The 23,875-nt window shown below is 69.9% G+C and carries 20 protein-coding genes; 6 read left to right on the forward strand and 14 right to left on the reverse strand.

What is annotated here, in order from left to right:
* Positions 1-184 precede the first annotated feature (184 nt).
* Both ABH940_RS05665 and ABH940_RS05670 read left to right on the forward strand, forming a co-directional pair.
* Entirely contained in the window at positions 185-1,381 is a 1,197-nt protein-coding gene (locus tag ABH940_RS05665; RefSeq protein ID WP_370060959.1) for an NADP-dependent malic enzyme, read from the forward strand.
* A 124-nt stretch (positions 1,382-1,505) separates the two neighbouring features.
* The gene (locus ABH940_RS05670) at positions 1,506-2,468 is read left to right on the forward strand and encodes a zinc-binding dehydrogenase (RefSeq protein ID WP_370060957.1); all 963 of its coding nucleotides are present in this window, start codon (positions 1,506-1,508) and stop codon (positions 2,466-2,468) included.
* A gap of 116 nt (positions 2,469-2,584) precedes the next feature.
* Here ABH940_RS05670 and ABH940_RS05675 read toward each other — a convergent pair whose 3' ends face one another.
* The 11 genes from ABH940_RS05675 to ABH940_RS05725 form a co-directional block, all read right to left on the reverse strand.
* Entirely contained in the window at positions 2,585-3,601 is a 1,017-nt protein-coding gene (locus ABH940_RS05675) for a helix-turn-helix transcriptional regulator (protein WP_370060955.1), read from the reverse strand.
* Entirely contained in the window at positions 3,598-4,506 is a 909-nt protein-coding gene (locus ABH940_RS05680; RefSeq protein WP_370060953.1) for a DUF4097 domain-containing protein, read from the reverse strand. The genes ABH940_RS05675 and ABH940_RS05680 overlap by 4 nt, the downstream gene beginning before the upstream one ends.
* Before the next feature lie 179 nt (positions 4,507-4,685).
* Entirely contained in the window at positions 4,686-4,865 is a 180-nt protein-coding gene (locus tag ABH940_RS05685) for a DUF6104 family protein (RefSeq protein WP_196192713.1), read from the reverse strand.
* Between the two features lie 50 nt (positions 4,866-4,915).
* A complete protein-coding gene (locus ABH940_RS05690) occupies positions 4,916-5,323 on the reverse strand; it encodes a hypothetical protein (RefSeq protein ID WP_370060950.1) in 408 nt (135 codons plus the stop codon).
* Between the two features lie 130 nt (positions 5,324-5,453).
* Complete coding sequence (locus ABH940_RS05695) at positions 5,454-6,725, reverse strand: WXG100 family type VII secretion target (protein WP_370104509.1); 1,272 nt, start codon at positions 6,723-6,725, stop codon at positions 5,454-5,456.
* Positions 6,722-7,021 (reverse strand): DUF6317 family protein, encoded by a 300-nt coding sequence (locus ABH940_RS05700; RefSeq protein ID WP_370104511.1) that lies wholly within the window; start codon positions 7,019-7,021, stop codon positions 6,722-6,724. The genes ABH940_RS05695 and ABH940_RS05700 overlap by 4 nt, the downstream gene beginning before the upstream one ends.
* Entirely contained in the window at positions 7,014-7,952 is a 939-nt protein-coding gene (locus ABH940_RS05705; protein WP_370104513.1) for an SAV_915 family protein, read from the reverse strand. Before ABH940_RS05705 ends, ABH940_RS05700 begins: the two co-directional genes overlap by 8 nt.
* 141 nt (positions 7,953-8,093) lie before the next feature.
* Complete coding sequence (locus ABH940_RS05710; protein ID WP_370060939.1) at positions 8,094-11,948, reverse strand: multifunctional oxoglutarate decarboxylase/oxoglutarate dehydrogenase thiamine pyrophosphate-binding subunit/dihydrolipoyllysine-residue succinyltransferase subunit; 3,855 nt, start codon at positions 11,946-11,948, stop codon at positions 8,094-8,096.
* Between the two features lie 223 nt (positions 11,949-12,171).
* Positions 12,172-13,392, reverse strand: a complete 1,221-nt coding sequence (locus tag ABH940_RS05715; RefSeq protein WP_370060937.1) for a sensor histidine kinase — start codon at positions 13,390-13,392, stop codon at positions 12,172-12,174.
* Positions 13,389-14,117, reverse strand: a complete 729-nt coding sequence (locus ABH940_RS05720; RefSeq protein ID WP_196192708.1) for a response regulator transcription factor — start codon at positions 14,115-14,117, stop codon at positions 13,389-13,391. Before ABH940_RS05720 ends, ABH940_RS05715 begins: the two co-directional genes overlap by 4 nt.
* Before the next feature lie 209 nt (positions 14,118-14,326).
* Positions 14,327-15,046 carry a spermidine synthase gene (locus ABH940_RS05725; protein ID WP_370104515.1) on the reverse strand — a complete coding sequence of 240 codons (720 nt, stop codon included), beginning with the start codon at positions 15,044-15,046 and terminating at the stop codon, positions 14,327-14,329.
* Positions 15,047-15,162: 116 nt separating this feature from the next.
* Here ABH940_RS05725 and lon point away from each other — a divergent pair, with 116 nt between their 5' ends.
* Positions 15,163-17,616, forward strand: coding sequence for an endopeptidase La (lon, locus tag ABH940_RS05730; RefSeq protein WP_370104517.1), 2,454 nt, complete (start codon positions 15,163-15,165; stop codon positions 17,614-17,616).
* 288 nt (positions 17,617-17,904) lie between these two features.
* Positions 17,905-19,344: an FtsW/RodA/SpoVE family cell cycle protein gene (locus tag ABH940_RS05735; RefSeq protein ID WP_370060930.1), complete on the forward strand. Its 1,440-nt coding sequence runs from the start codon at positions 17,905-17,907 to the stop codon at positions 19,342-19,344.
* Between the two features lie 25 nt (positions 19,345-19,369).
* Here ABH940_RS05735 and ABH940_RS05740 read toward each other — a convergent pair whose 3' ends face one another.
* The gene (locus tag ABH940_RS05740; RefSeq protein ID WP_370104519.1) at positions 19,370-20,578 is read right to left on the reverse strand and encodes a hypothetical protein; all 1,209 of its coding nucleotides are present in this window, start codon (positions 20,576-20,578) and stop codon (positions 19,370-19,372) included.
* Between the two features lie 5 nt (positions 20,579-20,583).
* Positions 20,584-21,372: a polysaccharide deacetylase family protein gene (locus tag ABH940_RS05745; protein WP_370104521.1), complete on the reverse strand. Its 789-nt coding sequence runs from the start codon at positions 21,370-21,372 to the stop codon at positions 20,584-20,586.
* 12 nt (positions 21,373-21,384) lie between these two features.
* Here ABH940_RS05745 and ABH940_RS05750 point away from each other — a divergent pair, with 12 nt between their 5' ends.
* Together ABH940_RS05750 and ABH940_RS05755 are read left to right on the forward strand one after the other, a co-directional pair.
* Positions 21,385-22,242, forward strand: a complete 858-nt coding sequence (locus ABH940_RS05750; RefSeq protein ID WP_370104523.1) for an enoyl-CoA hydratase/isomerase family protein — start codon at positions 21,385-21,387, stop codon at positions 22,240-22,242.
* Positions 22,243-22,372: 130 nt separating this feature from the next.
* Positions 22,373-23,515, forward strand: a complete 1,143-nt coding sequence (locus ABH940_RS05755; RefSeq protein WP_370104525.1) for a DUF3533 domain-containing protein — start codon at positions 22,373-22,375, stop codon at positions 23,513-23,515.
* Between the two features lie 124 nt (positions 23,516-23,639).
* Here ABH940_RS05755 and ABH940_RS05760 read toward each other — a convergent pair whose 3' ends face one another.
* Positions 23,640-23,861, reverse strand: a complete 222-nt coding sequence (locus ABH940_RS05760; RefSeq protein ID WP_370060920.1) for a hypothetical protein — start codon at positions 23,859-23,861, stop codon at positions 23,640-23,642.
* Positions 23,862-23,875: the final 14 nt, after the last annotated feature.

Raw genomic sequence — 23,875 nt, forward strand, 5'->3', positions numbered from 1 at the left:
CGCGTCCCGTCTTGTGCGGGCGGATCTCACGACGCGACCGAGCATGGACCCCGAACCTGGGGGACGAAAAGACGAAGCTGTGGCGCCGGCGCCGCGACTAGTGTCGAGATCGGCACCGAACCGGACGCATCAGACGCATCACCAGACATACCAACCCTCACAGAACGACGACGAAGAGGTCCTCGTGGCAGCCGAGATCATCAGTCCCCGTCCCCTCGACGAGAAGGATCCGATCGATCCCGCCTTCGCCCTGCACCGCGGCGGCAAGATGGAGATCAGCGCGACCGTTCCGGTGCGTGACGCGGACGACCTTTCCCTGGCCTACACCCCGGGCGTCGCCCGGGTCTGCACGGCCATCGCCGAGCAGCCCGAGCTGGTCCACGACTACACCTGGACCTCCAACGTGGTCGCGGTCGTCACCGACGGCACCGCCGTGCTCGGCCTCGGTGACATCGGCCCGCAGGCCTCCCTCCCGGTCATGGAGGGCAAGGCGATCCTGTTCAAGCAGTTCGGCGGCGTCGACGCGGTGCCGATCGCGCTGGACACCAAGGACGTCGACGAGATCGTCGAGACCGTGGTCCGGCTCGCGCCGTCCTTCGGTGGGGTGAACCTGGAGGACATCTCCGCGCCGCGCTGCTTCGAGATCGAGCGCCGCCTGCAGGAGGCCCTCGACATCCCGATCTTCCACGACGACCAGCACGGCACCGCCGTGGTCACCCTGGCCGCGCTGCGGAATGCCGCCAAGCTGACCGGTCGCACCCTGGCCGACCTGCGCGCCGTCATCTCCGGTGCGGGCGCGGCGGGCATCGCCATCGCCAAGATCCTGGTCGGCGCGGGCATCGGCGACGTCTCCCTGTGCGACCGCAAGGGCGTGGTCCACGTCGGCCGCACCGACCTGACCGACGTCAAGCGTGAGATCGCCGAGCTCACCAACCGCGGTGGCCTGACCGGTTCGATGGCCGACGTGCTGGCCGGCGCCGACGTCTTCATCGGCGTCTCCGGCGGCACCGTGCCGGAGGACGTCGTGGCGACCATGGCCAAGGACTGCATGATCTTCGCCATGGCCAACCCGAACCCCGAGGTGCACCCGGACGTCGCGCACAAGTACGCGGCGGTCGTGGCCACCGGGCGCTCGGACTTCCCGAACCAGATCAACAACGTGCTGGCCTTCCCCGGCATCTTCGCCGGCGCATTCCAGGTGCGCGCCTCGCGCATCACGGAGGGCATGAAGATCGCTGCGGCCACCGCGCTGTCCGAGCTGGTCGGTGACGAGCTGTCCGCCGCCATGGTCATCCCGAGCCCGTTCGACCCGCGGGTCGCCCCGGCCGTCTCCAAGGCGGTCGCCGAGGCCGCCCGCGCCGAGGGCGTCGCCCGCGCCTGACGCTGTGCGCCAGGGTCAGATGGGCCCTGGCGTCCTAGCACGCACACCCCGCGACCGTCGCGGAGCCGTAGATCACATCGTGGCGCGGTTCCGCGACGGTCGCGCGCGGTTCTAGGGTCATGGCATGTTCGCCGCCTATGCCGCCCGTATCGCACCGGACGACCCGCTGAGCGGTCTCGAGCTCGGGGAGCGCCCCGAGCCCGAGGCGAGGCCCGGCTGGAGCATCGTCACCGTCAAGGCCGCTTCCCTCAACCACCACGATCTGTGGTCGCTGCGCGGGGTCGGGCTCCCCGCCGAGAAGCTGCCGATGATCCTCGGCTGTGACGCCGCGGGCGTCGACGAGGACGGCAACGAGGTCGTCCTGCACTCCGTCATCGGCCAGACCGGTCACGGCGTCGGGCCCAAGGAGCCGCGGTCCATCCTGACCGAGCACTACCAGGGCAGCTTCGCCGAGAAGGTCGCCGTTCCGACCTGGAACCTGTTGCCCAAACCCGCCGAGCTCTCCTTCGCGGAGGCGGCCTGCCTGCCGACGGCGTGGCTGACGGCGTATCGGATGCTCTTCACCAACGCGGGCGTGAAGCCCGGCGACACCGTCCTGATCCAGGGCGCGGGCGGCGGCGTGGCCACGGCGCTCATCGTGCTGGGCAAGGCCGCAGGTCTGCGGGTCTGGGTGACCAGCCGCGACGAGGCCAAGGGCGCCCGTGCGGTCGAACTGGGCGCCGACGCCTGGTTCCCCAGCGGGGCCCGGCTGCCCGAACGCGTCGATGCCGTCATGGAGACCGTCGGCGCGGCGACCTGGTCGCACTCGATCAAGTCGCTCCGGCCCGGCGGGACGCTGGTCATCTCCGGTGCCACCAGCGGACCCAACCCGCCTGCGGCGGAGCTGACCCGGATCTTCTTCCTGGAGCTCAAGGTGGTCGGCTCGACCATGGGGACCAAGGAGGAGCTGGCCGGCCTGCTCAACTTCTGCCGGACGGCGGGGGTGCGCCCGGTCGTCGACTCGGTGCTGCCGCTCTCCGAGGCACGCGAGGGCTTCGCGCGGATGGCGAAGGGCGACCTCTTCGGAAAGATCGTCCTGGAGCCGTAGGACGGCTGTGGCGGGGTGCGGCGCGGTGACGCTCGCGTCGCGATGCGGTGGGACCGATCGGCCAGGGCCCCACGTCCCTGGCCGATCGGCCTTAACCCCCGGGCTGGTCTTAGGAGTTACCGCCGACGCAGTCGTGCTGCGGCGTCCGCCAGGGCGGACCGGGCGCGCTGCAGGCTGTCCGCGGTGACGCCCGCGTCGCGCGCGTGGTCGCGTACCTCGTCGCGGAACCGGTCGAGCAGGCCGCTCAGTTCGCGCAGCGGCTCGCCCGCCGGGTCGACGCTCGCCCACCCGGGCAGGTCCGCCGGCTGCTCGTCGGCCTGGTCGGCCTTGCCGAAGTCGACCGGCTCGTCCGGGCCTGGCTTCCGGTCCTCGGGAGCGCCGGGAGCGCTGTGCGACGCGCCGGTCTGGGCGCCCGGGGGAGTCCAACGGCTCGGATCCGCCAGGCCGCTCAAGGTGCGGGTCAACTCGGACAGGCCCTCGGACAGGCCGGTGGGCCAGTCACCGCTCTTGATGTGGGTGCGGATCTGATCGCCGATCCGGCTCGCCTCGCGACGGGCCTGCTCGCGCACCGCGCGGGCCTGCTCCCTGGCCTCGCGGGCCTCCTCACGGGCGGACCGGGCCTGCTCCTTGGCCTCCCGCGTCTGCTCCTTGGCCTGCTCCTTGGCGACGCGCCACTCATCCTTGGCACGCTGCCAGGACTCGCGGTCGGCACGCCAGGTCTCGTCCCCGAAGCGCACCTGACGGCGCGACTCCCGGGCGGCGGTCCGCATCTCCTCGCGCAGATTCTGCGCGGAGTCGCGGACGTCCTCACGGATCTGGTCGGCAAGCTGTGAGACCGAGTCGTGGATCTCGGCCTCGAGCTCGGCCAACTCGGCCGCGCGGGAGGTGAGTTCGGCGCGACCGGCCTCGGTGATCCGGTAGACCTTGCGGCCGCCCTCGACCGAGTGCTCGACCAGGCCCTCCTGCTCCAGCTTGGCCAGCCGGGGGTAGACCGTTCCGGCGGAGGGCGCGTAGAGGCCGTGGAAGCGCTCCTCCAACAGGCGTATCACCTCGTAGCCGTGGCGCGGGGCCTCGTCCAACAGCTTGAGCAGGTACAGACGCAGGCGTCCGTGAGCGAAGACAGGGCGGCTCATGCCTCGTCAGCCCCCTTCTGGAAGTCGATCGCGAGCGGGGAGTCGGGAGTGGCGTCCTGGGGGGTGTCCTGCACGGAGTCGTCCTCGTCGGTGGGGCGACGCAGGACGGCGACGGACCCGGAAACCGTGGTGATCTTCACACGGCTGGTGCCCTTGCCCAGCGTTCCGGTGATGCGCTTGGCCCCCCACATGCCACCGACCTGCAACTGGTCGAAGGAGGAGGAGATGTCGCCGCTCGTCGTGTCGGCCCTGACCTCGGCGTCCGCCGGAGCGGGGATGCGTACGGCCACCTCGCCGGAGACATTGGTCAGCTCCACGTCGGCGGCCGTCGGACGGTCGAGGTCGACCGTCATCGCGCCGCTGACGGAGTTGGCCTTCAGCGCGCCGCTGGTACCGGCGAAGACGGTGAGCGCGCCGGACACGGTATTGATCTTAAGCCCGCCGGAGGTGCCGTGCGCCTCCACCGCACCCGAAACCGTGTTGGCGTCGACCGGGCCGCTCACCCGAACCAGCGTCAGATCGCCGCTGGCGGTGTTCGCGTGGACTCGTCCGGTCACCCCGGACACCACCGCGTCGGACGAGGCGGAGCCGAGCTCGACCGTGACGTCGGCCGGCACGACCAGGGAGACCACGACGCGGCGCTTCTGCCGCAGACCCTCGATCCAGCGGCCGAGGGCCTTCCACTGGAAGTCCTTCACCTTGAGGTCCTCGTAGGTGACCAGCAACTCGCCGTCCTCGAGGCTCACCAGCAGCGGCGGCCCCTCGATCTCGGTGACCTCGACCCGCGCGGGGCCCTCACCGGCGACCACGTTGACCGCGCCGGCGACCGTACGCACCCGCAGGCGTCGTACCGCCTCGTCGAAGACGAGTTTCTGGGGCTCGCTGATCGTCCAGTGCTCCGACATACCGGTCTCCCCGATGCGTGCGGCGTAGCCGCGGCTGCACCGCGCCGAACCGGGCGCGGCCTTCTGCTCCTCACGATATATCGCACTCGCCAGGAGTCAAGCTATATCGCGAATCTCAGGGTCGCGTCCGGGATCGTGTCGGGGTCGCCTCGGGGATGAGTCGGGTACCGCCTGAGCCGCTACTCGTCGTCCTCGTCGTCGAGCCGTGCCAGCCACGTCGCCAGCCGCTCCACCGGCACCTCGAACTCGGGGTTCAGGTCCACGAACTCCTGCAGCCGGTCGGCCAGCCAGTCGAAGCTGACCTCCTCCTCGCCCCGGCGGTTCTGCAGCTCCTCGATGCCACGGTCGGTGAAGTACACGGCTGTTGCTTTTCCTCTCACTGAAGTCCTCGCCCGAAGGGTACGACAGCTCAGGCGGGCTCACGGTGAAAGAGTCGGTCGTAGCGCTGCTGATCCGCCGCAAGGCGGGCGCGGGCACCGCGCTCGGCCGGCAGCTCCCGACCGAGCGTGGTGCCAGGGATCCACGAGAGCGCGAAGCCCAAGACGAACGGCCCGACAATCGGGAGCAGAGCGATCAGGACGATGGAGTTCATCATCAGCTTGACCGGCCAAGGGAGGCGGCGCCGGAGCTCGCTTCGGTGCTCGCGCCACTCTTCGGGGGTCAGCGTGGTCCGGTTGATCAGGATCGATTCCCGAACGCCGAAAGCGAAGCCCACGGCGATCAGAACTGTCATGCCGACGGAGAGGAGCACGCGAGTCCCCAGCGACAGGTGCTCGGTGCTCATCCCGTAGAAGATCGACCCGGCCAGCAATGCCATGAGAAAGACCATGAACCCGCGCACGAGGGTGAGCAGGACTCGCCGAGTCCAGTACGCCGGTCCCCGATCCACCCAGGTGGTACCGACAAACTGTACTGACAAGGGACTTGGTGCGTACTGCGCGTACTCGTCAGAAGAGGCCGGTGATTCCATGCCATGCTCCCGTCACATCGCCCCACATAGATTTTCCGGTTCGCTTGAGGACGTTCCAGCTCCCGTGAGCCAGCCCGCCTACGACCCCATGGTCGTGGATGTCCTCGCTCCAGTGCTCGTGTACCGCTTTGTCGATGCCGACGCCGACAGCGACTGCACCCGCGAGCTCCAAAGAAGTCGCGGTCACATAGGCTGCACCGGTCAGTTCTTCAGGGGCGGCTGCAACGAGCGCAACCCCAGCCACCACACCGCCCACGGCCGCACCCCCGTCCACCAGGATCGAGTGGGTCCATGACCAACCTTCGTCGTGGTCCTTTATTGCTTCGAATCCCGAGCCAGTCAGCGCCGCGGCAACGTCCAAATCCGGGATGTCCTTAAGGAAGTCCGGCGCGTACTTGAACTTGGACAGCAACTCGCTCAGGCCGTCGAGGTCACCGGTCTTGAAGTTGACGAGCTTCGAGAAGGCGTTCCGACTGTCCAGCGCCGCAGCCAGTTTGGTCTCGCTCGCCTTGAAGTCCGTGACAGCCGACTTGTAGTCCTTGAACGAGCTCAGGTCTGTGCGGACGCCTTGCATCTTCTTGCCGAGCGAGGAGACTTCGGTCTTGAGTGCTGCTTGGGCGGCGTCCCGAGACTTCTTGGCTTCAGCCAACTCCTCGTTCGCCTTGTCGGCCGCCACGCTCTTGCGGTCGTCTCTTGTGGCATACAGATCTCGGAGGAAGGCGGCGACCGTCATCTTGTCGCTCGTTTGCATCGGCTGGTCCGGGTCGATGTCCGCGTAGAACCCCTGCAGAGCCTCCGCCGCTTTGACCCGAGCGTTCTGCGCCTGCACCGTGATCGCGTCGTAGACCTGGGTGTACTCGTTGAGCGCGGGGTCGCTCGCGTTCGCCACCGTCGTCAGCGGTTCGCCGTGTGGGCCGACTTGGAGGCCCTTGCTCTTCGCGGTCTGCGCCGCGTTGTAAAGCGCGTCGTTGAGCGATGAGAGGGAGTCGCCCAGACTGCTCAGGGTCTTCCCAACCGAGCCGACCAGATCGGAGAAGCCGCCCGCTGTGATCGAGTCCGTTGTCCAGGCCTTCCGGAAGCTGGTGGCCGCGTCACCCTGCCAACCGGCCGAGCTCACCAGCGAGTCAACTCCGCTGTCGAGTGGGGCGACCACCGACTGAAGTGCCTCAACGGCGCCGGTCAGTGTGGCGCCCATGTGCTGGAGGCCGGTGAAGTCGCCACCGATCCAGTTGTCGCTTCCCGGGCTCATGAGTCCGGCATCAGATCTTCGAAGACCCCGTGCACGTCCACGTCGCGACGCTGATAGGAGTCGTGTGTGTAGCTGAGCTTGTCGCCGTGGTCGTCGATCTTGTCCGCCATCTTGGTGTGGAGTGAGTCGAGTGAGTCCATGATGGTTTGCAGCGCGTCGTTGAACCCTGGGTCGCTGCCGTCCACCAGAGGTGGGCTGACCTGGACCTTCAGGGAGCGGTAGTGGTCCGCTTGTGAGTGGTACGTCTTGGCCATGGCGGCCAAATCCGCCAACACGACCTGATAGCTGTTACCCACGACTGAACTCCTCCTCATAGGCCAGCACATCGTCCGCCATCCAACGGCGTGCGTCTGGCACTACCGGCGGGTCGAGGCGGACCGGAGGGGCTCCGAGGCGATCCATTAGGGTGATGAACCTTTCTGCGCGCACGGCAGCCCACGGCTGCGCAGTTCCCAGCCGTTCGATGAGGATGTCCAAGGATGTGAAGGCGACGGGCACCGGGCCCTCGGGGCTGCCCAGCAGTTCGAAGACCATCTGATCGTCGCTGGGGTGCGTCGGAACGAAGAGCGGAGTGTTCGACGTCAGCCGTGCAAGGGGGACGGTCAGGTCCAGTACTTCACCGTCCGCGTTGAGCCGGTTCACCGCTCCGCCCGCAGTGGGCAGGGCCAGTGCCGTTTCGTCACCAGGGTGGATCGGTGAACGCAGCGCCACCGTGATCGCCGCCAGGGCGGCGGCCAGACGTGGGGCGTTGCGCTGGTAGACCGCCGGCTGCGGTGCGCCGGACAGATCCCAGGGGAGGAAGGCGTCGCCGAAAGCAGCGACGGCGATGGACAACCGTCCGTCCTGCGCTTCCGCACGGACGCGAGTCAGCAGCGGTTCGCGATGTGACTCACCGTCTGCGTCGACCCATGTGCCGACACAGTCAGTGAGGATGCTCACCCCGCGGTCCGAGGAGTCACCACCGGCGTTCTGTAGCTCTTCCGCGATGCGAGCCGCGTTTTCGGCCAGGGAACTCCCATGCACGGCAAACTCCGCGGAGACCGTACCGGCACGGACGGTCATGTGCGGCACAGCGACAGCGAGGTGCTCGCGGCCCAAGAGGAAGACCACCGTGAGGACCGCATCCACGCTGCTGCGCACGACGTCGCCAGTGGGCAGTTCCAGCTGCCACGTCCAGTACGCAGTAGGTCTTTCCCCGGCCATCCGGCCCCCCGGTGTCGTGTACATCTCACTTTAGCCGAAACGATGCTACCGGCTCGCGTCGGAAAGGTGGGTCGGGGGTGTGACCGGGCAAAAGCAAAGGACCCGGCACCCCAACTGGGGTACCGGGTCCCTTCAGCGCATCAGGTGGATGTCACCAGCGGCTGATCAGAGGGTGTACACCTCGTCGATCAGCTGCTGCTGCTCCTGCGCGTGGCGCTTGGCCGAGCCGACCGCCGGGGCGGAGGAGGCAGGGCGGGCGACGCGGCGGAGGCGCTGGCGGCTGGCGGAGGGGCCGACGACGACGTCGATGTGGTCCACCAGGTTCAGCGCGATGAACGGCCAGGCGCCCTGGTTGGAGGGCTCCTCCTGGGCCCAGACGTACTGGACGTCGGTGCCGTAGCGCTTGAGCTCCTCCTGGAGCTCGTTGACCGGGAGCGGGTAGAGCCGCTCGACGCGGACGATCGCCGTGTCGGTGATGCCGCGCTCGGTGCGGGCGGCGGCAAGGTCGTAGTAGAACTTGCCGGCCGTGATGACGACCTTGCGCACGTTCGCCGGGTCGACCGTCGAGTCGCCGATGACCGGGCGGAAGCCGCCCTGGGTGAACTCCTCTGCCTTGGACGCCGCGGCCTTCAGACGCAGCATCGACTTCGGGGTGAAGACGATCAGCGGCTTGTGGTGCGGGTTGTGCGTCTGCCAGCGCAGCAGGTGGAAGTAGTTCGACGGCAGCGTCGGCATGGCGACCGTCATGTTGTTCTCCGCGCACAGCTGCAGGAAGCGCTCCGGGCGGGCGGACGAGTGGTCCGGGCCCTGGCCCTCGTAGCCGTGCGGGAGGAGCAGCGTGACGCCGGAGTTCTGGCCCCACTTGGTCTCGGACGAGGCGATGTACTCGTCGATGACGGTGGACGCGCCGTTGACGAAGTCGCCGAACTGCGCCTCCCACATCACCAGCGCGTCCGGGCGGGCCAGCGAGTAGCCGTACTCGAAGCCCATCGCCGCGTACTCGGAGAGCAGCGAGTCGTAGACGGTGTAGCGGGCCTGGTCCTGCGTCAGGTAGAGCAGCGGGGTGTAGTCCTCGCCGGTCTTGTTGTCGATCAGCACCGCGTGGCGCTGGCCGAAGGTGCCACGACGGCTGTCCTGGCCGGCCAGGCGAACCGGGTGGCCCTCCATCAGCAGCGAGCCGATGGCGAGGGTCTCGCCCATGGCCCAGTCGATGGTGCCGTCCTCGATCATCGCCGCGCGGCGCTGCAGCTGCGGCAGCAGACGCGGGTGGACCGTCAGCCACTCGGGCAGCGCGACCTGGGACTCGGCGATGCGCTTGACCATCTCCTGGGAGATGCCGGTGCCGACCGAGACCGGGAAGGTCGCCTGCGGACGCTCGGAGACCGGCTGGGCCGGCGTGCCGGAGGCCTCACGGACCTCGGCGAAGACCTTCTCCAGCTGGTCCTGGTAGTCCTTGAGCGCCTGCTCGGCCTCTTCCAGCGTGATGTCGCCGCGACCGATCAGACCCTCGGTGTAGAGCTTGCGCACCGAGCGCTTCTTGTCGATCAGGTCGTACATCAGCGGCTGGGTGAACGACGGGTTGTCGGCCTCGTTGTGACCGCGGCGGCGGTAGCAGATGAGGTCGATCACGACGTCCTTGTGGAACGCCTGGCGGAACTCGAAGGCGAGCCGCGCTACGCGGACCACGGCCTCCGGGTCGTCGCCGTTGACGTGGAAGATCGGGGCCTCGATCATGCGGGCCACGTCGGTGCAGTACATCGACGAGCGCGAGGCGGCCGGGGCGGCGGTGAAGCCGACCTGGTTGTTGATCACCACGTGCACGGTGCCGCCGGTGCGGTAGCCGCGCAGCTGCGACATGTTCAGCGTCTCGGCCACGACACCCTGGCCCGCGAAGGCCGCGTCGCCGTGGATCTGGATCGGCAGGACGTCGAACGAGTCGCCGGCCTTGTCGAGGATGTCCTGCTTGGCGCGGGCGATGCCCTCGACGATCGGGTCGACCGCCTCCAGGTGGGACGGGTTGGCCGCGAGGGAGACCTTGAGGGTCTCGCCGTCCAGGCCGGTGAACGTGCCGTCCGAGCCGAGGTGGTACTTCACGTCGCCGGAGCCGTGCATCGACTTCGGGTCGAGGTTGCCCTCGAACTCGCGGAAGATCTGCGCGTAGGACTTGCCGACGATGTTGGCCAGCACGTTCAGACGGCCGCGGTGGGCCATGCCGATGACGGCCTCGACCAGGCGGGCCTCGGCGGCCGAGTCCAGCACCGCGTCCAGCAGCGGGATGACGGACTCGCCGCCCTCCAGCGAGAAGCGCTTCTGGCCGACGTACTTGGTCTGCAGGAAGGTCTCGAACGCCTCGGCGGCGTTGAGGCGGCGCAGGATGCGCAGCTGCTCCTCGCGCTCCGGACGGTCGGTGCCGCGCTCGACGCGGGCCTGGATCCAGCGGCGCTGCTTCGGGTCCTGGATGTGCATGTACTCGATGCCGACGGTACGGCAGTACGAGTCGCGCAGCACGCCGAGGATGTCGCGCAGCTTCATCATGGTGTGGCCGGCGAAGCCGCCCACCGCGAACTCGCGCTCCAGGTCCCACAGCGTCAGGTCGTGCGCCTGGACGTCGAGGTCCGGGTGCTTGCGCTGCTTGTACTCGAGCGGGTCGGTGTCGGCCATCAGGTGACCGCGGACGCGGAAGGAGTGGATCAGCTCCATCACGCGGGCGGTCTTGTTGACCTCGTTGTCGTGGGTGCGGGCCACGTCGGTCGCCCAGCGGACCGGCTCGTAGGGGATCCGCAGCGACTCGAAGATCTTGTCGTAGAAGCCGTCCTGGCCGAGCAGCAGCTGGTGGATCGTGCGCAGGAACTCGCCGGACTGGGCGCCCTGGATGACCCGGTGGTCGTAGGTGGACGTCAGCGTCATCACCTTGGAGATGCCCATGCCCGCCAGCGTCTCCTCGGAGGCGCCCTGGAACTCGGCCGGGTACTCCATCGAACCGACGCCCAGGATGGTGCCCTGACCGGGCATCAGGCGCGGGACGGAGTGGACGGTGCCGATGCCGCCGGGGTTGGTCAGCGAGCAGGTGACGCCGGAGAAGTCGTCGACCGTGAGCTTGTTCTGGCGGGCGCGGCGGACGATGTCCTCGTAGGCCTGCCAGAAGCCGAAGAAGTCGAGGGTCTCGGCCTTCTTGATCGCGGCCACCACGAGCTGGCGGTCACCGTTCGGCTTGGTCAGGTCGATCGCCAGGCCGAGGTTGACGTGCTCGGGCTTGACCAGGAAGGGCTTGCCGTCCTTCTCCTGGAAGCCGTGGTTCATCGCCGGCATCGCCTTGATGGCCTGGACCATGGCGTAGCCGATGAGGTGGGTGAAGCTGACCTTGCCGCCGCGGGCGCGCTTCAGGTGGTTGTTGATGACGATGCGGTTGTCGATCAGCAGCTTCGCGGGGACGGCGCGGACGCTGGTCGCGGTCGGCATCGAGAGCGAGGCGTCCATGTTCGCCACGATCCGGGCGCTCGGGCCCTTCAGCGCGACGAGCTCGGGTCCTGACGGTGCCTCGGCGGGGGCGGTCACGTTGGTGCTGTCCTTAGCGGTTTCGGCCGGGGTGGCCGGAGTGGCGGGCACGCGCTGGGTGGGCGCGGCAGGGGTCGCAGGGAGCTGGGTCAGCGGCTCTGCAACGGAGGGGGCGGCGGGAGCCGCGGCGACCGGCTGCGCGGGAGCAGCGGCCGGAGCCGGAGTGGCTACGGGCGCGGGAGCAACAGCCGGAGCCGGAGCCGGGGCGGGTACCGCAGCGGCAGCCGGGACCGGGGGCGTCGTGGGCGTCCCGGTCGCGGCGACGGCGGTGGCACCCGCCTTCTTGGCGTGGCTGGTCTTGTAGTCGGCGAAGAAATCCCACCAGGCCCGGTCGACCGAGTTCGGATCCTGGAGGTACTGCTGGTAGATCTCGTCCACGAGCCACTCGTTCGGACCGAACGCGGCGCCGGGGCCGGGCTCGGCCGAGGTGGCAGGTGAGCTGGTGTGTGGGGACTGTGGAGACACGGCGGCAACCGCCCTCTTCCGCTTCCGTGTGGATGGTGGACAGCGGGTAGTAAGGCTACGCCTCCGCCGCACGTCCGCGCAGGTCCCGCACGGCAAGCGTCGCCCAGATCACAGTCCGGCCGCAAACAATGGCCGAAACGAGAGGTTAGAAGTCGGGCGCGGTTGGGGAGAACGAGAGGCTGTTCGTGCGGTCGAAACCCGGCGAATCGGGCATACTTTCGGCTCACGGGTGCATGTGCGGGAGGATCGCCGGTTCCCAGGGATCGCGCAGGTCGCGCCCCTCGCGCGGCTCGCGGCGCGGGCCGGGGAGCTCGACGCGGATCAGACAGCCCTTCGGTGAGTCGGCGACGGCGATGGCGCCGCGGTGCAGTTCGACCGCCCAGCGGGCGATGGCCAGACCGAGACCGGTGCCGCCGTCCGCGCCGGGCCCCTGCGCGGTGGCCGAGCTGCCGCGGCCGAAGCGCTCGAAGACCCGGGTCCGGTCCTCGGGGGCGATGCCGGGGCCCTCGTCCGCGACGTCGACGACCAGGCCGCCGGAACCGGCCGAGCGGGCCCGTACGGTGACCGTGCCGTCCTGTGGGCTGTGCCGGCAGGCGTTGTCGACCAGATTGGCGACGACCTGGTGCAGGCGCTCCGGGTCCGCGTGCGCGGTGAGCCCGTCGGCGACGTCCAGGCGCAGCGAGACGTCGGTGCGGCGTTTGCTCGCGCCGCCGGAGACGGAGCCGTCAACGGTCAGCCCGCGCAGCACCCCGGCCAGGAACGGCTCGACGTCGAAGCCGCGCAGCTCCAGCGCGTCCACCCCGTCGGCGAGCTTGGACAGGTCCAGCAGATGGGAGACCAGGCGGCCCAGCCGCTCGGTCTGCTCCAGCGCGGCGGCCATGGTGGCCGGTTTCGGCTCCACCACGCCGTCGACGACGTTCTCCAGCACGGCGCGCAGTGCGGCTATCGGGGTGCGCAGTTCGTGGGAGACGTTGGCGATCAGCTCGCGGCGCTGGCGGTCGGCCGCGTCCAGGTCGTCGGCCATGGTGTTGAAGGCGTGGGCGAGCTCGCCGACCTCGTCCAGGGAGCGGGTGTGCACCCGGCGGGTGTAGTCGCCGGCGGCCATCGCCCGCGCGGCGGCGGTCATCTCGCGCAGCCCGGCGGTCATGCCGTGGGCGAGCAGCTGGGTGATCAGCAGCGAGGCGATCACCGAGAAGATCATCACCACCCGGATCTGGGTGGAGGAGTTCAGCGCCAGCACCACCATCAGCGTGGAGATGCAGACCGAGGCCAGGACCAGCACGTTCAGCTTGGCCTTGACCGAGCGGAGCGGGTCGAACGGGCGCAGCCCGGCCCAGAAGCGCTCCGCGCGGCTGGCGTGCGCGTCCCGGCCTCCCGCCGCCTTCGGTGGCTGCGGGGGCTGGTGCGGGAGTTCGCGCCGACGTGCGGGAACACTCCTGCTCACGGTGCGGGGGACTCCAGCGCGTAGCCGACGCCGTGGACGGTGCGGATCCAGTTGGCGCCGATCTTCCGGCGCAGCGCCTTGACGTGGCTGTCGACGGTGCGGGTGCCGGACGCGTCGGTCCAGTCCCAGACCTCGGCCAGCAGCTGCTCCCGGGTGAGCACCGCGCGCGGCTGCTGGGCCAGGCAGGCCAGCAGGTCGAACTCGGTCGGGGTCAGGTGCACATCCTCGCCGGTGACCCGGACCCGACGCTGGACGTGGTCGATCTCCAGTTCGCCGAGGCGCAGCGTGCCGCCCATCGGCGTCCGCGCGGCCAGCTGGGCGCGCTCGATGCGGCGCAGCAGCACGTTGACGCGGGCCGCCAGCTCGCGCATGGAGAACGGCTTCGTCATGTAGTCGTCCGCACCGACGCCGAGGCCGACCAGCAGGTCCGTCTCGTCGTCACGTGCGGTGAGCATGAGCACCGGGACCGGGCGCTGCGCCTGGATCCGGCGGCAGACCTCCAGCCCGTCGAAGCCGGGCAGCATCACATCCAGCACGACCAGGTCGGGCTGCCAGGTCTGGAAGCAGTCGACCGCCGTCGGCCCGTCGTGGGAGACCGCGACGCGGAAGCCCTCGGCGCCGAGTCTGGCCGCGATCGACTCGGCGATCGTCGGCTCGTCCTCGACTACCAGCACTCGGCGCTGGTTACCCAGCCCGTTGTTGGTCTGCTGCTGTACATCCGTCACGGTCACGCCACCGCCCCCAGGGCCTCGCGTTCTCCGGCCCGAACTGAATCTCGGGCCGCCGGGTCGTCTTCGGTACGGTGCCCCACCCCCGACTCGCTCAGTCCGCCACTGCTCGCAGCGTACGGACCCTGGGCCCGCTGTGGCAGGCCGTCGTCGGATAAACCGACCCTTCGAGGGGTGGCACGGGCAAGGACCATACCGTGCGTTAACTAGACGCGCGAGGACAGGTACACGACATCAGGAACGCCTCGTTCCACCTGTACCGGGATTTCGATGACTTCGATTCGGGCAAATCGGGCGCGAAGACGTGCTTCGAAGGTGCGCGAATGTGCCGCGCTCCACACCGCGAGCACACCTTCATCAGCAAGTGTTTGCTCAAGAAGGTCCAGGCCGGCCTCGCTGTAGAGGGAGTCGTTGGATTCGGTGACGGTCCAGTCGGGACCGTTGTCGATGTCGAGGCAGAGCGCGTCGTACCGGTGCTCGGTGGTGCGCAGGTGGTCCAGCAGGTCGGCGTTGACGATCTCGATACGCGGATCGGTGTGACCTGTTCCGGCGAACGGCGCCAGCGGGGCGTCACCCTGCGTGTGCCAGTCGATGATCGCCTTCTCCCGCTCCACCACGGTGATCCGGCCCGGGCGCTTGTCCTGCGCGGCCTCGGCGAGCGAGAAGCCGACGCCCAGTCCGCCGATCAGCACGTGTGCCCCGCGTGGGGAATCCAGGGCGTCCAGGGCGGCGCTGATGAGGAGGCGCTCGGAGCGCCCGTCGGAGGTGTCCATCAGGAAGGTGCCGTTGGCGATGATCTCGAAATCCGCGCCGCGGCGGCGCAGGGCGACCTCGCCGAACGGGCCCTCGCGGCGGTCGAGCAGTTCCGGCGTTTCGTCGGGGCCGGCGTGCTCGGGGTGCGCGGCGTCGTGGTGATGCGTGGACATGGGTCCTATCGTGCCCGATACGCCTGATCGCTCAGAGCGAACATGCGCCGGGGAACAATAGTGGGGTCATGAACCTTTAGTGCAGGTAACTCAACTTGCATGACCGTGGAGAGATCATGGCTTCGACTTCAGGAACGCTCACCCTGCCGGTGCTGCCGCTCGACGACGATGCGGTCCTCCCTGGCATGGTCGTCCCGCTCGACCTGTCCGACCAGGATGTCCGTGCCGCCGTGGAGGCCGCGCAGGCGGCGGTCCGGGAGACCGGTGCGCACGCGCCGGGAATCCGTACGGTGGCGGGCGCCCGCAAGGCGCGGGTGCTGCTGGTGCCGCGCGTCGACGGCGCCTACGGCGCGATCGGCACGCTGGCGACGGTGGAGCAGGTCGGCCGCTTGGCCGACGGCGACCCGGCCGCGCTCGTCCGCGGTGTGCGCCGGGTCCGCATCGGCACGGGCACGACGGGCCCGGGCGCCGCCCTCTGGGTGGAGGCGGTGCCGGCCGACGAGCCCGAGGTGCCGTCGCCGCTGCCGGGCGCGATCGCGGAGACCGTCAAGGAGTACAAGGCGCTGACCACGACGTGGTTGCAGAAGCGCGGCGCGTGGCAGGTCGTGGACCGGTTCGCGCAGATCGAGGGCGTCTCCGAGCTGGCCGACAACATCGGCTACGCGCCCTTCGTCACCACCGAGCAGAAGCTGCGCGTCCTGGAGGAGCTGGACCCGGTGGCCCGGCTCGGCTACGCGCTGCAGTTGCTCAAGGACCACCTCGCCGAGGCGGAGGTCCAGGAGACCATCAGCAAGGACGTCCAGGAGGGCATGGAGAGGCAGCAGAAGGAGTTCCTGCTCCGCCGCCAGCTGGAGGCCGTCCGCAAGGAGCTGTCCGACCTCAACGGCGAGCCGGACTCCGAGGAGGAGGACTACCGCGCCCGCGTGCAGGCCGCCGACCTGCCCGAGAAGGTCCGTGAGGCCGCGCTCAAGGAGGTCGAGAAGCTGGAGCGTTCCAGCGACGCCTCGCCCGAGGGCAGCTGGATCCGCACCTGGCTGGACACCGTCCTTGAGCTGCCCTGGAACGACCGCACCGAGGACGCCTACGACATCGCCGGAGCGCGTGCCGTGCTGGACGCGGACCACTTCGGCCTCGACGACGTCAAGGAGCGGATCGTCGAGTACCTGGCCGTGCGCAAGCGGCGCTCGGACCGTGGGCTCGGCCTGGTCGGCGGGCGTCGCGGGGGAGCGGTGCTGGCGCTGGTCGGTCCGCCCGGTGTGGGCAAGACCTCGCTGGGCGAGTCCGTGGCGCGGGCGATGGGACGCGAGTTCGTCCGGGTCGCGCTCGGCGGTGTCCGTGACGAGGCGGAGATCCGCGGCCACCGGCGTACCTACGTCGGCGCGCTGCCGGGCCGCATCGTGCGGGCGATCAAGGAGGCCGGGTCGATGAACCCGGTGGTGCTGCTGGACGAGATCGACAAGGTCGGCTCGGACTACCGGGGCGACCCGGCGGCGGCGCTGCTCGAGGTCCTGGACCCGGCGCAGAACCACACCTTCCGCGACCACTACCTGGAGGTCGAGCTCGACCTGTCGGACGTGGTCTTCCTGGCCACGGCCAACGTGCTGGAGGCGATCCCCGAGCCGCTGCTGGACCGGATGGAGCTGGTCCGGCTCGACGGCTACACCGAGGACGAGAAGGTCGTCATCGCCCGTGACCACCTGCTCCCGCGTCAGCTGGAGCGTGCCGGTCTGGGCGCTGACGAGGTCGTCCTTGCCGAGGACGCGCTGCGCAAGCTGGCCGCCGAGTACACCCGTGAGGCGGGCGTCCGCACGCTGGAGCGCGCGGTCGGGCGGATCCTGCGCAAGGTCGCGGCCCAGAACGAGCTCGGCGAGGCGGGCGCGGAACTGCCGCGCACCGTGGGCGAGGCGGACCTGCGCGGCCTGATCGGCCGTCCCCGGTTCACCCCGGAGCACGCACAGGAGCCGGAGGAGCGGCGCACGGCGGTGCCGGGCGTGGCGACGGGCCTGGCGGTCACCGGCGCGGGCGGCGACGTGCTCTTCGTCGAGGCGTCGCTGGCCGACCCGGAGACGGGCGGCACCGGACTGCAGCTCACCGGCCAGCTCGGCGAGGTGATGAAGGAGTCCGCGCAGATCGCGCTCTCGTTCCTGCGCTCGCGCGGAGCGGAGCTGGAACTGCCGGTCACCACGTTGCGTGAGCGCGGCGTCCACATCCACGTTCCTGCGGGCGCGGTCCCGAAGGACGGCCCGAGCGCGGGTGTGACGATGACCACGGCCCTGGCCTCCCTGCTGTCCGGGCGGAAGGTCCGACCGGATGTCGCGATGACCGGCGAGGTCTCGCTGACCGGGCGGGTGCTGCCGATCGGCGGCGTCAAGCAGAAGCTGCTGGCGGCGGACCGGGCCGGGATCACGACGGTCCTGATCCCCTCCCGCAACGAGGCGGACCTGGACGACGTCCCGGCGGAGGTCCTGGCGCGCCTCACCGTCCACGCGGTCGGTGACGTCCGTCAGGTGCTGGATCTGGCGCTGGAGCCTGCCGTGTCGCTGAGCAAGCCGGAGCCGCTGGCCGCCTGACGGCGGTGACGCGCTGTTGTTGCCGCAGGGAGTCGAACTACCAAGGGGCGCGGGGCCGCATATCAGCGGAGCCCCGCGCCCCTTGTGTGCTGCATGGTTCGCCACCGCGTCAAAGGTGAGGCCCTGGCAGACGTCGACTCCGTCACAGTGTTGCCCGCCAGAGAACCGGAACGGGCCCGTGCGCGTTCCCACCTCCGAACGAGACCTGCGACAATGCCACGGTTCTCCGAGCCAGGAGCGCGGAGCGCAGGAGTCGGAACGTCGCAGAGTGTTGGGTGGGTGCAGAAGATGGGCGCACGGAGCTCGCGGAGCGCAGCCGTGGCACCGGGAGCGAAACGCAAGCGGAACCTGGAGCTGATGCTGCTCCTCTTCGCGGTCGTCGTCTGTGCTTTCGCCGATGCCACCGCCGAGCTGGGGCTGAACGGCACCCTGCCCAGCGGCTTCGTGCTCCAGGTCGTGGGCCTGGGCGCCTTGGCGGTGCTGGCGCACGTCATGGTGCGGTTCTGGGCGCCCTACGCGGATCCGGTGATCCTGCCGATAGCCGTCGTGCTGACCGGGCTGGGCCTGGTCCTGATCCACCGGCTCGACGCGTCGTACATCAAGGTCTACAACTCCACGGCCATGGCGCCGAACCAGATCATGTGGACCGCGATCGCGATCATGGTCTTCGGCGCGGTGATCTACTTCGTGAAGCACCACCGGATGCTCGCGCGCTACACCTACCTGCTGATGGCGGTCTCGCTGATCGCGCTGGTCGCGCCCGCCTTCTTCGGCGCGGACACCTACGGCGCCCGACGCTGGGTCATCCTCGGCCCGATCCAGGTCCAGCCCGGTGAGTTCGCCAAGCTCACCATGATCGTCTTCTTCGCCAGCTACCTGATGGCCAACCGCGACGCGCTCGCGTTGGTCGGCCGCAGGTTCATGGGCATCGCACTGCCGCGCGGGCGCAACATGGGTCCGATCCTGGTCGTCTGGGCGGTCAGCCTGGTCGTCCTGGTCTTCGAATCGGACCTCGGTACCTCGCTGATCTTCTTCGGTGCCTTCATCATCATGCTCTACGTGGCCACCGAGCGGACCGGATGGGTCGTCCTCGGTGCGCTGATGGCCGTGGGCGGCTCGGTCGCGGCGGGAACCCTGGTCTCGCACGTCAAGTACCGCATCACCAACTGGCTCGACCCCTTCGCCTACTACAACCCCTCCCCGCCGCAGGGCTCCTCGCCGCAGCTCGCGGAGTCGCTGTTCAGCCTGGGACACGGCGGACTGCTCGGCACCGGTCTGGGCAAGGGCGACTCCTGGCTGATCGGTTTCGCCGGCCGCAGCGACTGGATCCTGTCCACGATCGGCGAGGAACTCGGCACCGCCGGGATCATGGTCGTGCTGGTGCTCTACCTGCTCCTGGCGCAGCGCGGCATGCGCACCGCCGTCCGGCTGACCGACCCGTTCGGCAAGCTGCTCGCGGCCGGTCTGGCCTCGGCCCTGCTGCTGCAGGTCTTCGTCGTCACCGGTGGTGTCATCGGACTGATCCCGCAGACCGGTAAGGCGCTGCCGTTCCTCGCCCAGGGTGGTTCGTCGACCGTGGCGAACTGGATCATGGTCGCCCTGCTGATCAAGCTCAGCGACGCCTCCGGCCGGGCCGATCTCGAGCCGAAGCCGGCTCCGGACGAGACGCTGACCATCTCCGCAGAGGAGATCGCTGCCGCCCGCGCCGAGATGGAGCAGGCCGGCTGACCCGCGTCCGGTGTGCCCGGGGCCCTCAGCGGAAGATGCCAGTGTGGCCCAAGGAGTACCGGCCGGGCTGCGGGTAGACGCAGAGCCCGTGCGGACCTTCGCCGACGGGGATCTCCGCGAGGAGCTTCCCGTCGGTCGTCGACATCGCGTAGACGACGCCGTTGTAGCGGCCGGAGAGCCACAGCACCTTGCCGTCGGCCGAGACACCGCCCATGTCGGGGCTGCCGCCGCCGGGGATCCACCACTTGTGGAGCAGCTTGCCGGTGGCGAAGTCCAGCACCGAGACCGAGCCCTCGCCGCGGTTGGAGATGTACAGGGACTTCGAGTCCCGGCTGACATAGAGGCCGTGCGCACCGGCGCCGGTCTTCAGCAGCGTCGGCTTGGAGAAGGTGTCGCCGTTCATCTCCCAGACGCCGTTGGCGACCATGTCCGCGATGTACCAGACCTTGCCGTCCGGGGAGATCTTCACGTCCTGCGGCATCGAGCCCTGGAACGGGATCTTCTGCTCGGCAGTGATCGCCATCTTCTCCGTGTCGATCTTGAGCAGGTCGCCGGAGAACTCGCACGAGACGATGAAGTACCGGCCGTCCGGCGAGAAGTCCGCGTGGTTGACGCCGTCGCACTGGGACGGGACGGCCTTGACCACCTTCATGGTGTGCGCGTCGCGGAAGACCAGCTGGTGGTCGGCCGAGGCCATGACGATCGCGTACTTGCCGTCCGGGGTGAAGTAGAGGTTGTACGGGTCGTGCACGTCGAGCGTCCGGCCCGAGACCTTGCCCGTGGCCGGGTCGATCGGGGTGAGGGTGTTGCCGAGGTCGTTGTTGACCCAGAGCGTCTTCAGGTCCCAGGAGGGGACCACGTGCTGCGGCTCGTTGCCGACCTGGATGGTGTCGAGCACCTTGTAGGTGGCGGGGTCGATCACGGTGACCGTGTCGGAGAGCGTGTTGGGCACGTAGATCCGGGACGGGAAGTCCTTGACCACCGGTGAGAGCTGGTTCGGCCGGTCGGCGGCGTAGAGGTCGGTGGGGGAGAGCAGCGGGGGCATGCCCGGGAGGGCGTTCGGGTCCCGGCTCTGTCCCGCGGCCGCGGCCTCGGCGGCCTCGCGCGCCGCAGCTCCGCCGAGCTTCTGCGCGGCGTCCTGCGTCGAGGCGCCGCCGGACGAGCAGGCGGTGGTGACCAGCAGCGCGGCGGCGCCCAGTGCGAAGGCGGTGGCAAGGCGGCGAGGGGTGCGCATCGGCATCAGCTCAGCAGCTCCGAGGTCGTGACCGCGCTCAGTCCGCGCTGGTGCAGGCCGGCAAGGATCGCGGGCAGGGCGGCGACGGTGCCGGTGTGCCCGAAGTGCATCGAGACGACGGACCCGGCCCGGGTCTTCTCCAGCACGGTCCGGGTCACCGCGGCGGTGCCGGGGTCCTGCCAGTCGAGCGAGTCCACGTCGTAGGAGAGGCAGTGGGTGTAGCCGACGCGGCGTGCCTGGGCGGAGACGGACGCGGTGCAGTCCTGCGCCTGGGACGGCCGGAACCACGTCCCGATCGAGCCGGTCAGCTGCCGCAGCCGCTGGGCGCAACGGTCGATCTCGGCGTACGCCTGGTCGGGGGAGAGGGAGGAGATCGCCAGGTGGTTCTGGGTGTGGTTGCCGAGCTCGTGGCCGCCGTCCAGGATCCGCTTCGCCATCTCGGGGTACGCGTCCAGCCAGCTGCCGACGGCCATCACCGTGATCCGGGCATGCGCGCGCTCGGCCTCGGCGAGCACGCTGCGGGCGATCGCCGGATCGCCCTGGCCGTGGAAGGTGAGCGCCACCCGGTCGGTGGTCGTCGGCCCTGACTGGATCTCGAAGGGCAGGTCGGCGAGCGCCTGGGACGCCGTGGCGGCATGCGTCGCCGGCGCGCCGGACGCGCCCGGTGCGGTGGATGCGCGTGATCCGGTCGGGGACGGGCGGGCGTCCGTGCCGTTCGCGCAGGCGCTGAGCACGGTGCCGGCTGCGCCGAGCGCGGCGCCGCAGAGGAGGGCACGTCGATCCAGGGGGCTCACCGTCCCGACGATATGCAGAAGGTCACATATCCGCGCGGCGAGCATCTGACGGATGATCGAGGCGTGCTGACCGCCGAACGCAAGGACCTGCCGTACTCCGTCCCGGGCCTCCGGCTCGCCCTCGGGGAGGACGGCGTCGCCGTTCTGACGCTCGATCGGCCGGAGAAGAGGAACGCGCTCACCCGGACGATGTGGGCCGCGATCCCGGGGATGCTCGCCCGCCTGGCGGAGGAGCCGGGCGTCCGGGTGCTGCTGCTCGCGGGCGCGGGCGGGGCGTTCTCCGCCGGCGCGGACATCGCCGAGCTGGCCGACGTCTACGGCAGCCCGGACGCCGCGGACGCCTACCACGCCGTCAACGTCGCCGCCGAGACCGCGTTGGCCGAGTTCCCGCATCCGACGCTGGCCGTGATCGACGGCCCGTGCGTCGGCGGTGGCTGCCAGCTCGCCGTCGCCTGTGACCTGCGGTTCGCCGCGCGCGGCGCGCGCCTGGGCATCACTCCGGCGAAGCTCGGCATCGTCTATCCGTCGGTACCGACCGCCCGCCTGGCCCGGCTGCTCGGCCCGGCCCGTGCGAAATACCTGCTCTACTCCGCCGAACTGGTGACGGCGGACCAGGCGTTGACCTTCGGTCTGGTCGACGAGGTCGCGGACGACGCGGGGGCCCTGGCCGACCGCGCGCTCGCCTTCGCCCGGACCCTCGCCTCCCGCTCGGCGCAGACGCAGGGCGCGGTCAAGGCGGTCGTCGACGCGACCGTGGGCGGCGGCGACCCGCAGGTGGCCGTCGCCTCCTGGGAGCGCGCCTCCCGGACCACTCCGGACGTCCGGGAGGGCCTCGCCGCGTTCCTGGAGCGGCGCGCGCCCAGGTTCTGAGGTTGAGCGGGCAGGCAGGCTGACGGGGCGTCGGGTTCGTCGGCGTGGCTCCGGCGTGCTGAAAAGTGGGATATGTAGGTTGATGTCCGTTTCATGATCCAGTGCAGAGCAACGGACGAACGGACCCCACATGGCCAGTGGACTGAGCGCGAGCGGGCGAGCGGGGGCGACCGGACAGCGGGGCTTCCTCGGGGAGCTCAGGGACGCCGTCAACGGCCGGACGGCGATGCTGGTGGTGGCAGTGCTGCTGCTCCAGTTCGGCTTCATCGTGTCCTACATCGGCGCGCTGCATCACCCGTACCCGCACCGGGCCTCGATCGGCGTCGTCGCGCCGCCGCAGGTCAGCGCGCAGACGGTGGCCGGGCTCAACGCCCTGCCCAGGCAGGAGCTGGACGCGAGTCCGGTCGCCGACGAGCCGACGGCCGTCGACCGGATCAGGACGCAGAAGATCTACTCCGCGCTGGTCGTCAATCCGACCGGAACCCAGGACCGCCTGCTGGTCGCCAACGCCGCCGGTCCCGCGCTGGCGACCGCGGTCACCCAGGTCGTCACCGCCGCCGAGCAGCGGCAGGGCCGCACTGTCGCCGTGACCGACGTGGTTCCGCTGGCATCCGGGGACGCGGAGGGGCTGTCGGGCTTCTACCTCGCCATCGGCTGGTGCGTCGGCGGCTACCTGGTCGCCTCGCTGCTGGGCATCAGCGCGGGCACCCGGCCCGCGAATCCGCGACGCGCGGTCATCCGGTTGGGCTCGCTGCTGTTGTACTCCGTCGCAGCGGGTCTCGGCGGGGCGGTGATCGCGGGCCCGGTTCTCGGCGCGTTGCCGGGGAGCGTGGTCGCGCTCTGGGGCGTGGGCACGTTGGTGGTCTTCGGCGTCGGCGCGGTGACGATGGCGCTGCAGTGCTTCTTCGACGTCATCGGCATCGGGATCGCGGTGCTGCTCTTCGTCATCCTGGGCAACCCGAGCGCCGGCGGCGTCTTCCCGCCCCCGCTGCTGCCGTCCTTCTGGCGGGCCATCGGCCCCTGGCTCCCGAACGGCGCGGGCACGGACCTGAACCGCGTCGTCGCGTACTTCCACGCCGGGACGATCCTCCGGCCCGTCCTGGTCCTCGTCGTCTGGAGCGTGGTCGGCGTCGCCGCGACGATGCTCGCCGCCTCCCTCCGCCCCCGGGGCGGTCGCCCCGGGCTGAGCGAATCGCACGGGAGCGAGCGCGCACAACAGGGGCGCGGGGAACTACGCGAGCAACCGCCAGGTGCGGACAGCCCTGTCCATTGAGGACCGTCCGCCCAGGGAGGCTTGTCGCGCTCACGCGGCGGAGCCGCACATCAGCAGCGCGCCGCGCCCCTGAATGGTGCGGCTACCGCGCCCTGCAGCTGTGCCCGCTCCGCAGGGCTGCTGCTCAGCCGCCGGCGATCAGGTACAGGCCGTAGCCCACCGCGCTCGCGCACAGCGCGAAGCTGAGGACCGCCGTGCCCAGCGACAGCGCCCCCGCTCCGCCGCCGGAGACCCGCTCCCGGCGGGCCAGTGCGCTGACGCCGACGCAGAACGCCCCGACCACCGCCACGGCGATCACGACACTGACCCCGAACGTGCTGCCCAGGGCAGCCCAGTTGATGTTCATCGTGCTGCTACTCC

The organism is Streptacidiphilus sp. BW17 (assembly GCF_041262485.1).
In the GTDB taxonomy this organism is placed as follows: Bacteria; Actinomycetota; Actinomycetes; order Streptomycetales; family Streptomycetaceae; genus Streptacidiphilus.

Coding starts and splice junctions, on each gene's coding strand:
- ABH940_RS05670 (WP_370060957.1), top strand. CDS start 1,506: ATGTTCGCCGCCTATGCCGCCCGTATCGCACCGGACGACCCGCTGAGC.
- ABH940_RS05675 (WP_370060955.1), bottom strand. CDS start 3,601: ATGAGCCGCCCTGTCTTCGCTCACGGACGCCTGCGTCTGTACCTGCTC.
- ABH940_RS05680 (WP_370060953.1), bottom strand. CDS start 4,506: ATGTCGGAGCACTGGACGATCAGCGAGCCCCAGAAACTCGTCTTCGAC.
- ABH940_RS05690 (WP_370060950.1), bottom strand. CDS start 5,323: ATGGCATTGCTGGCCGGGTCGATCTTCTACGGGATGAGCACCGAGCAC.
- ABH940_RS05695 (WP_370104509.1), bottom strand. CDS start 6,725: ATGAGCCCGGGAAGCGACAACTGGATCGGTGGCGACTTCACCGGCCTC.
- ABH940_RS05705 (WP_370104513.1), bottom strand. CDS start 7,952: ATGTACACGACACCGGGGGGCCGGATGGCCGGGGAAAGACCTACTGCG.
- ABH940_RS05725 (WP_370104515.1), bottom strand. CDS start 15,046: ATGTCCACGCATCACCACGACGCCGCGCACCCCGAGCACGCCGGCCCC.
- lon (WP_370104517.1), top strand. CDS start 15,163: ATGGCTTCGACTTCAGGAACGCTCACCCTGCCGGTGCTGCCGCTCGAC.
- ABH940_RS05735 (WP_370060930.1), top strand. CDS start 17,905: ATGGGCGCACGGAGCTCGCGGAGCGCAGCCGTGGCACCGGGAGCGAAA.
- ABH940_RS05740 (WP_370104519.1), bottom strand. CDS start 20,578: ATGCGCACCCCTCGCCGCCTTGCCACCGCCTTCGCACTGGGCGCCGCC.
- ABH940_RS05750 (WP_370104523.1), top strand. CDS start 21,385: ATGCAGAAGGTCACATATCCGCGCGGCGAGCATCTGACGGATGATCGA.
- ABH940_RS05755 (WP_370104525.1), top strand. CDS start 22,373: ATGGCCAGTGGACTGAGCGCGAGCGGGCGAGCGGGGGCGACCGGACAG.
- ABH940_RS05760 (WP_370060920.1), bottom strand. CDS start 23,861: ATGAACATCAACTGGGCTGCCCTGGGCAGCACGTTCGGGGTCAGTGTC.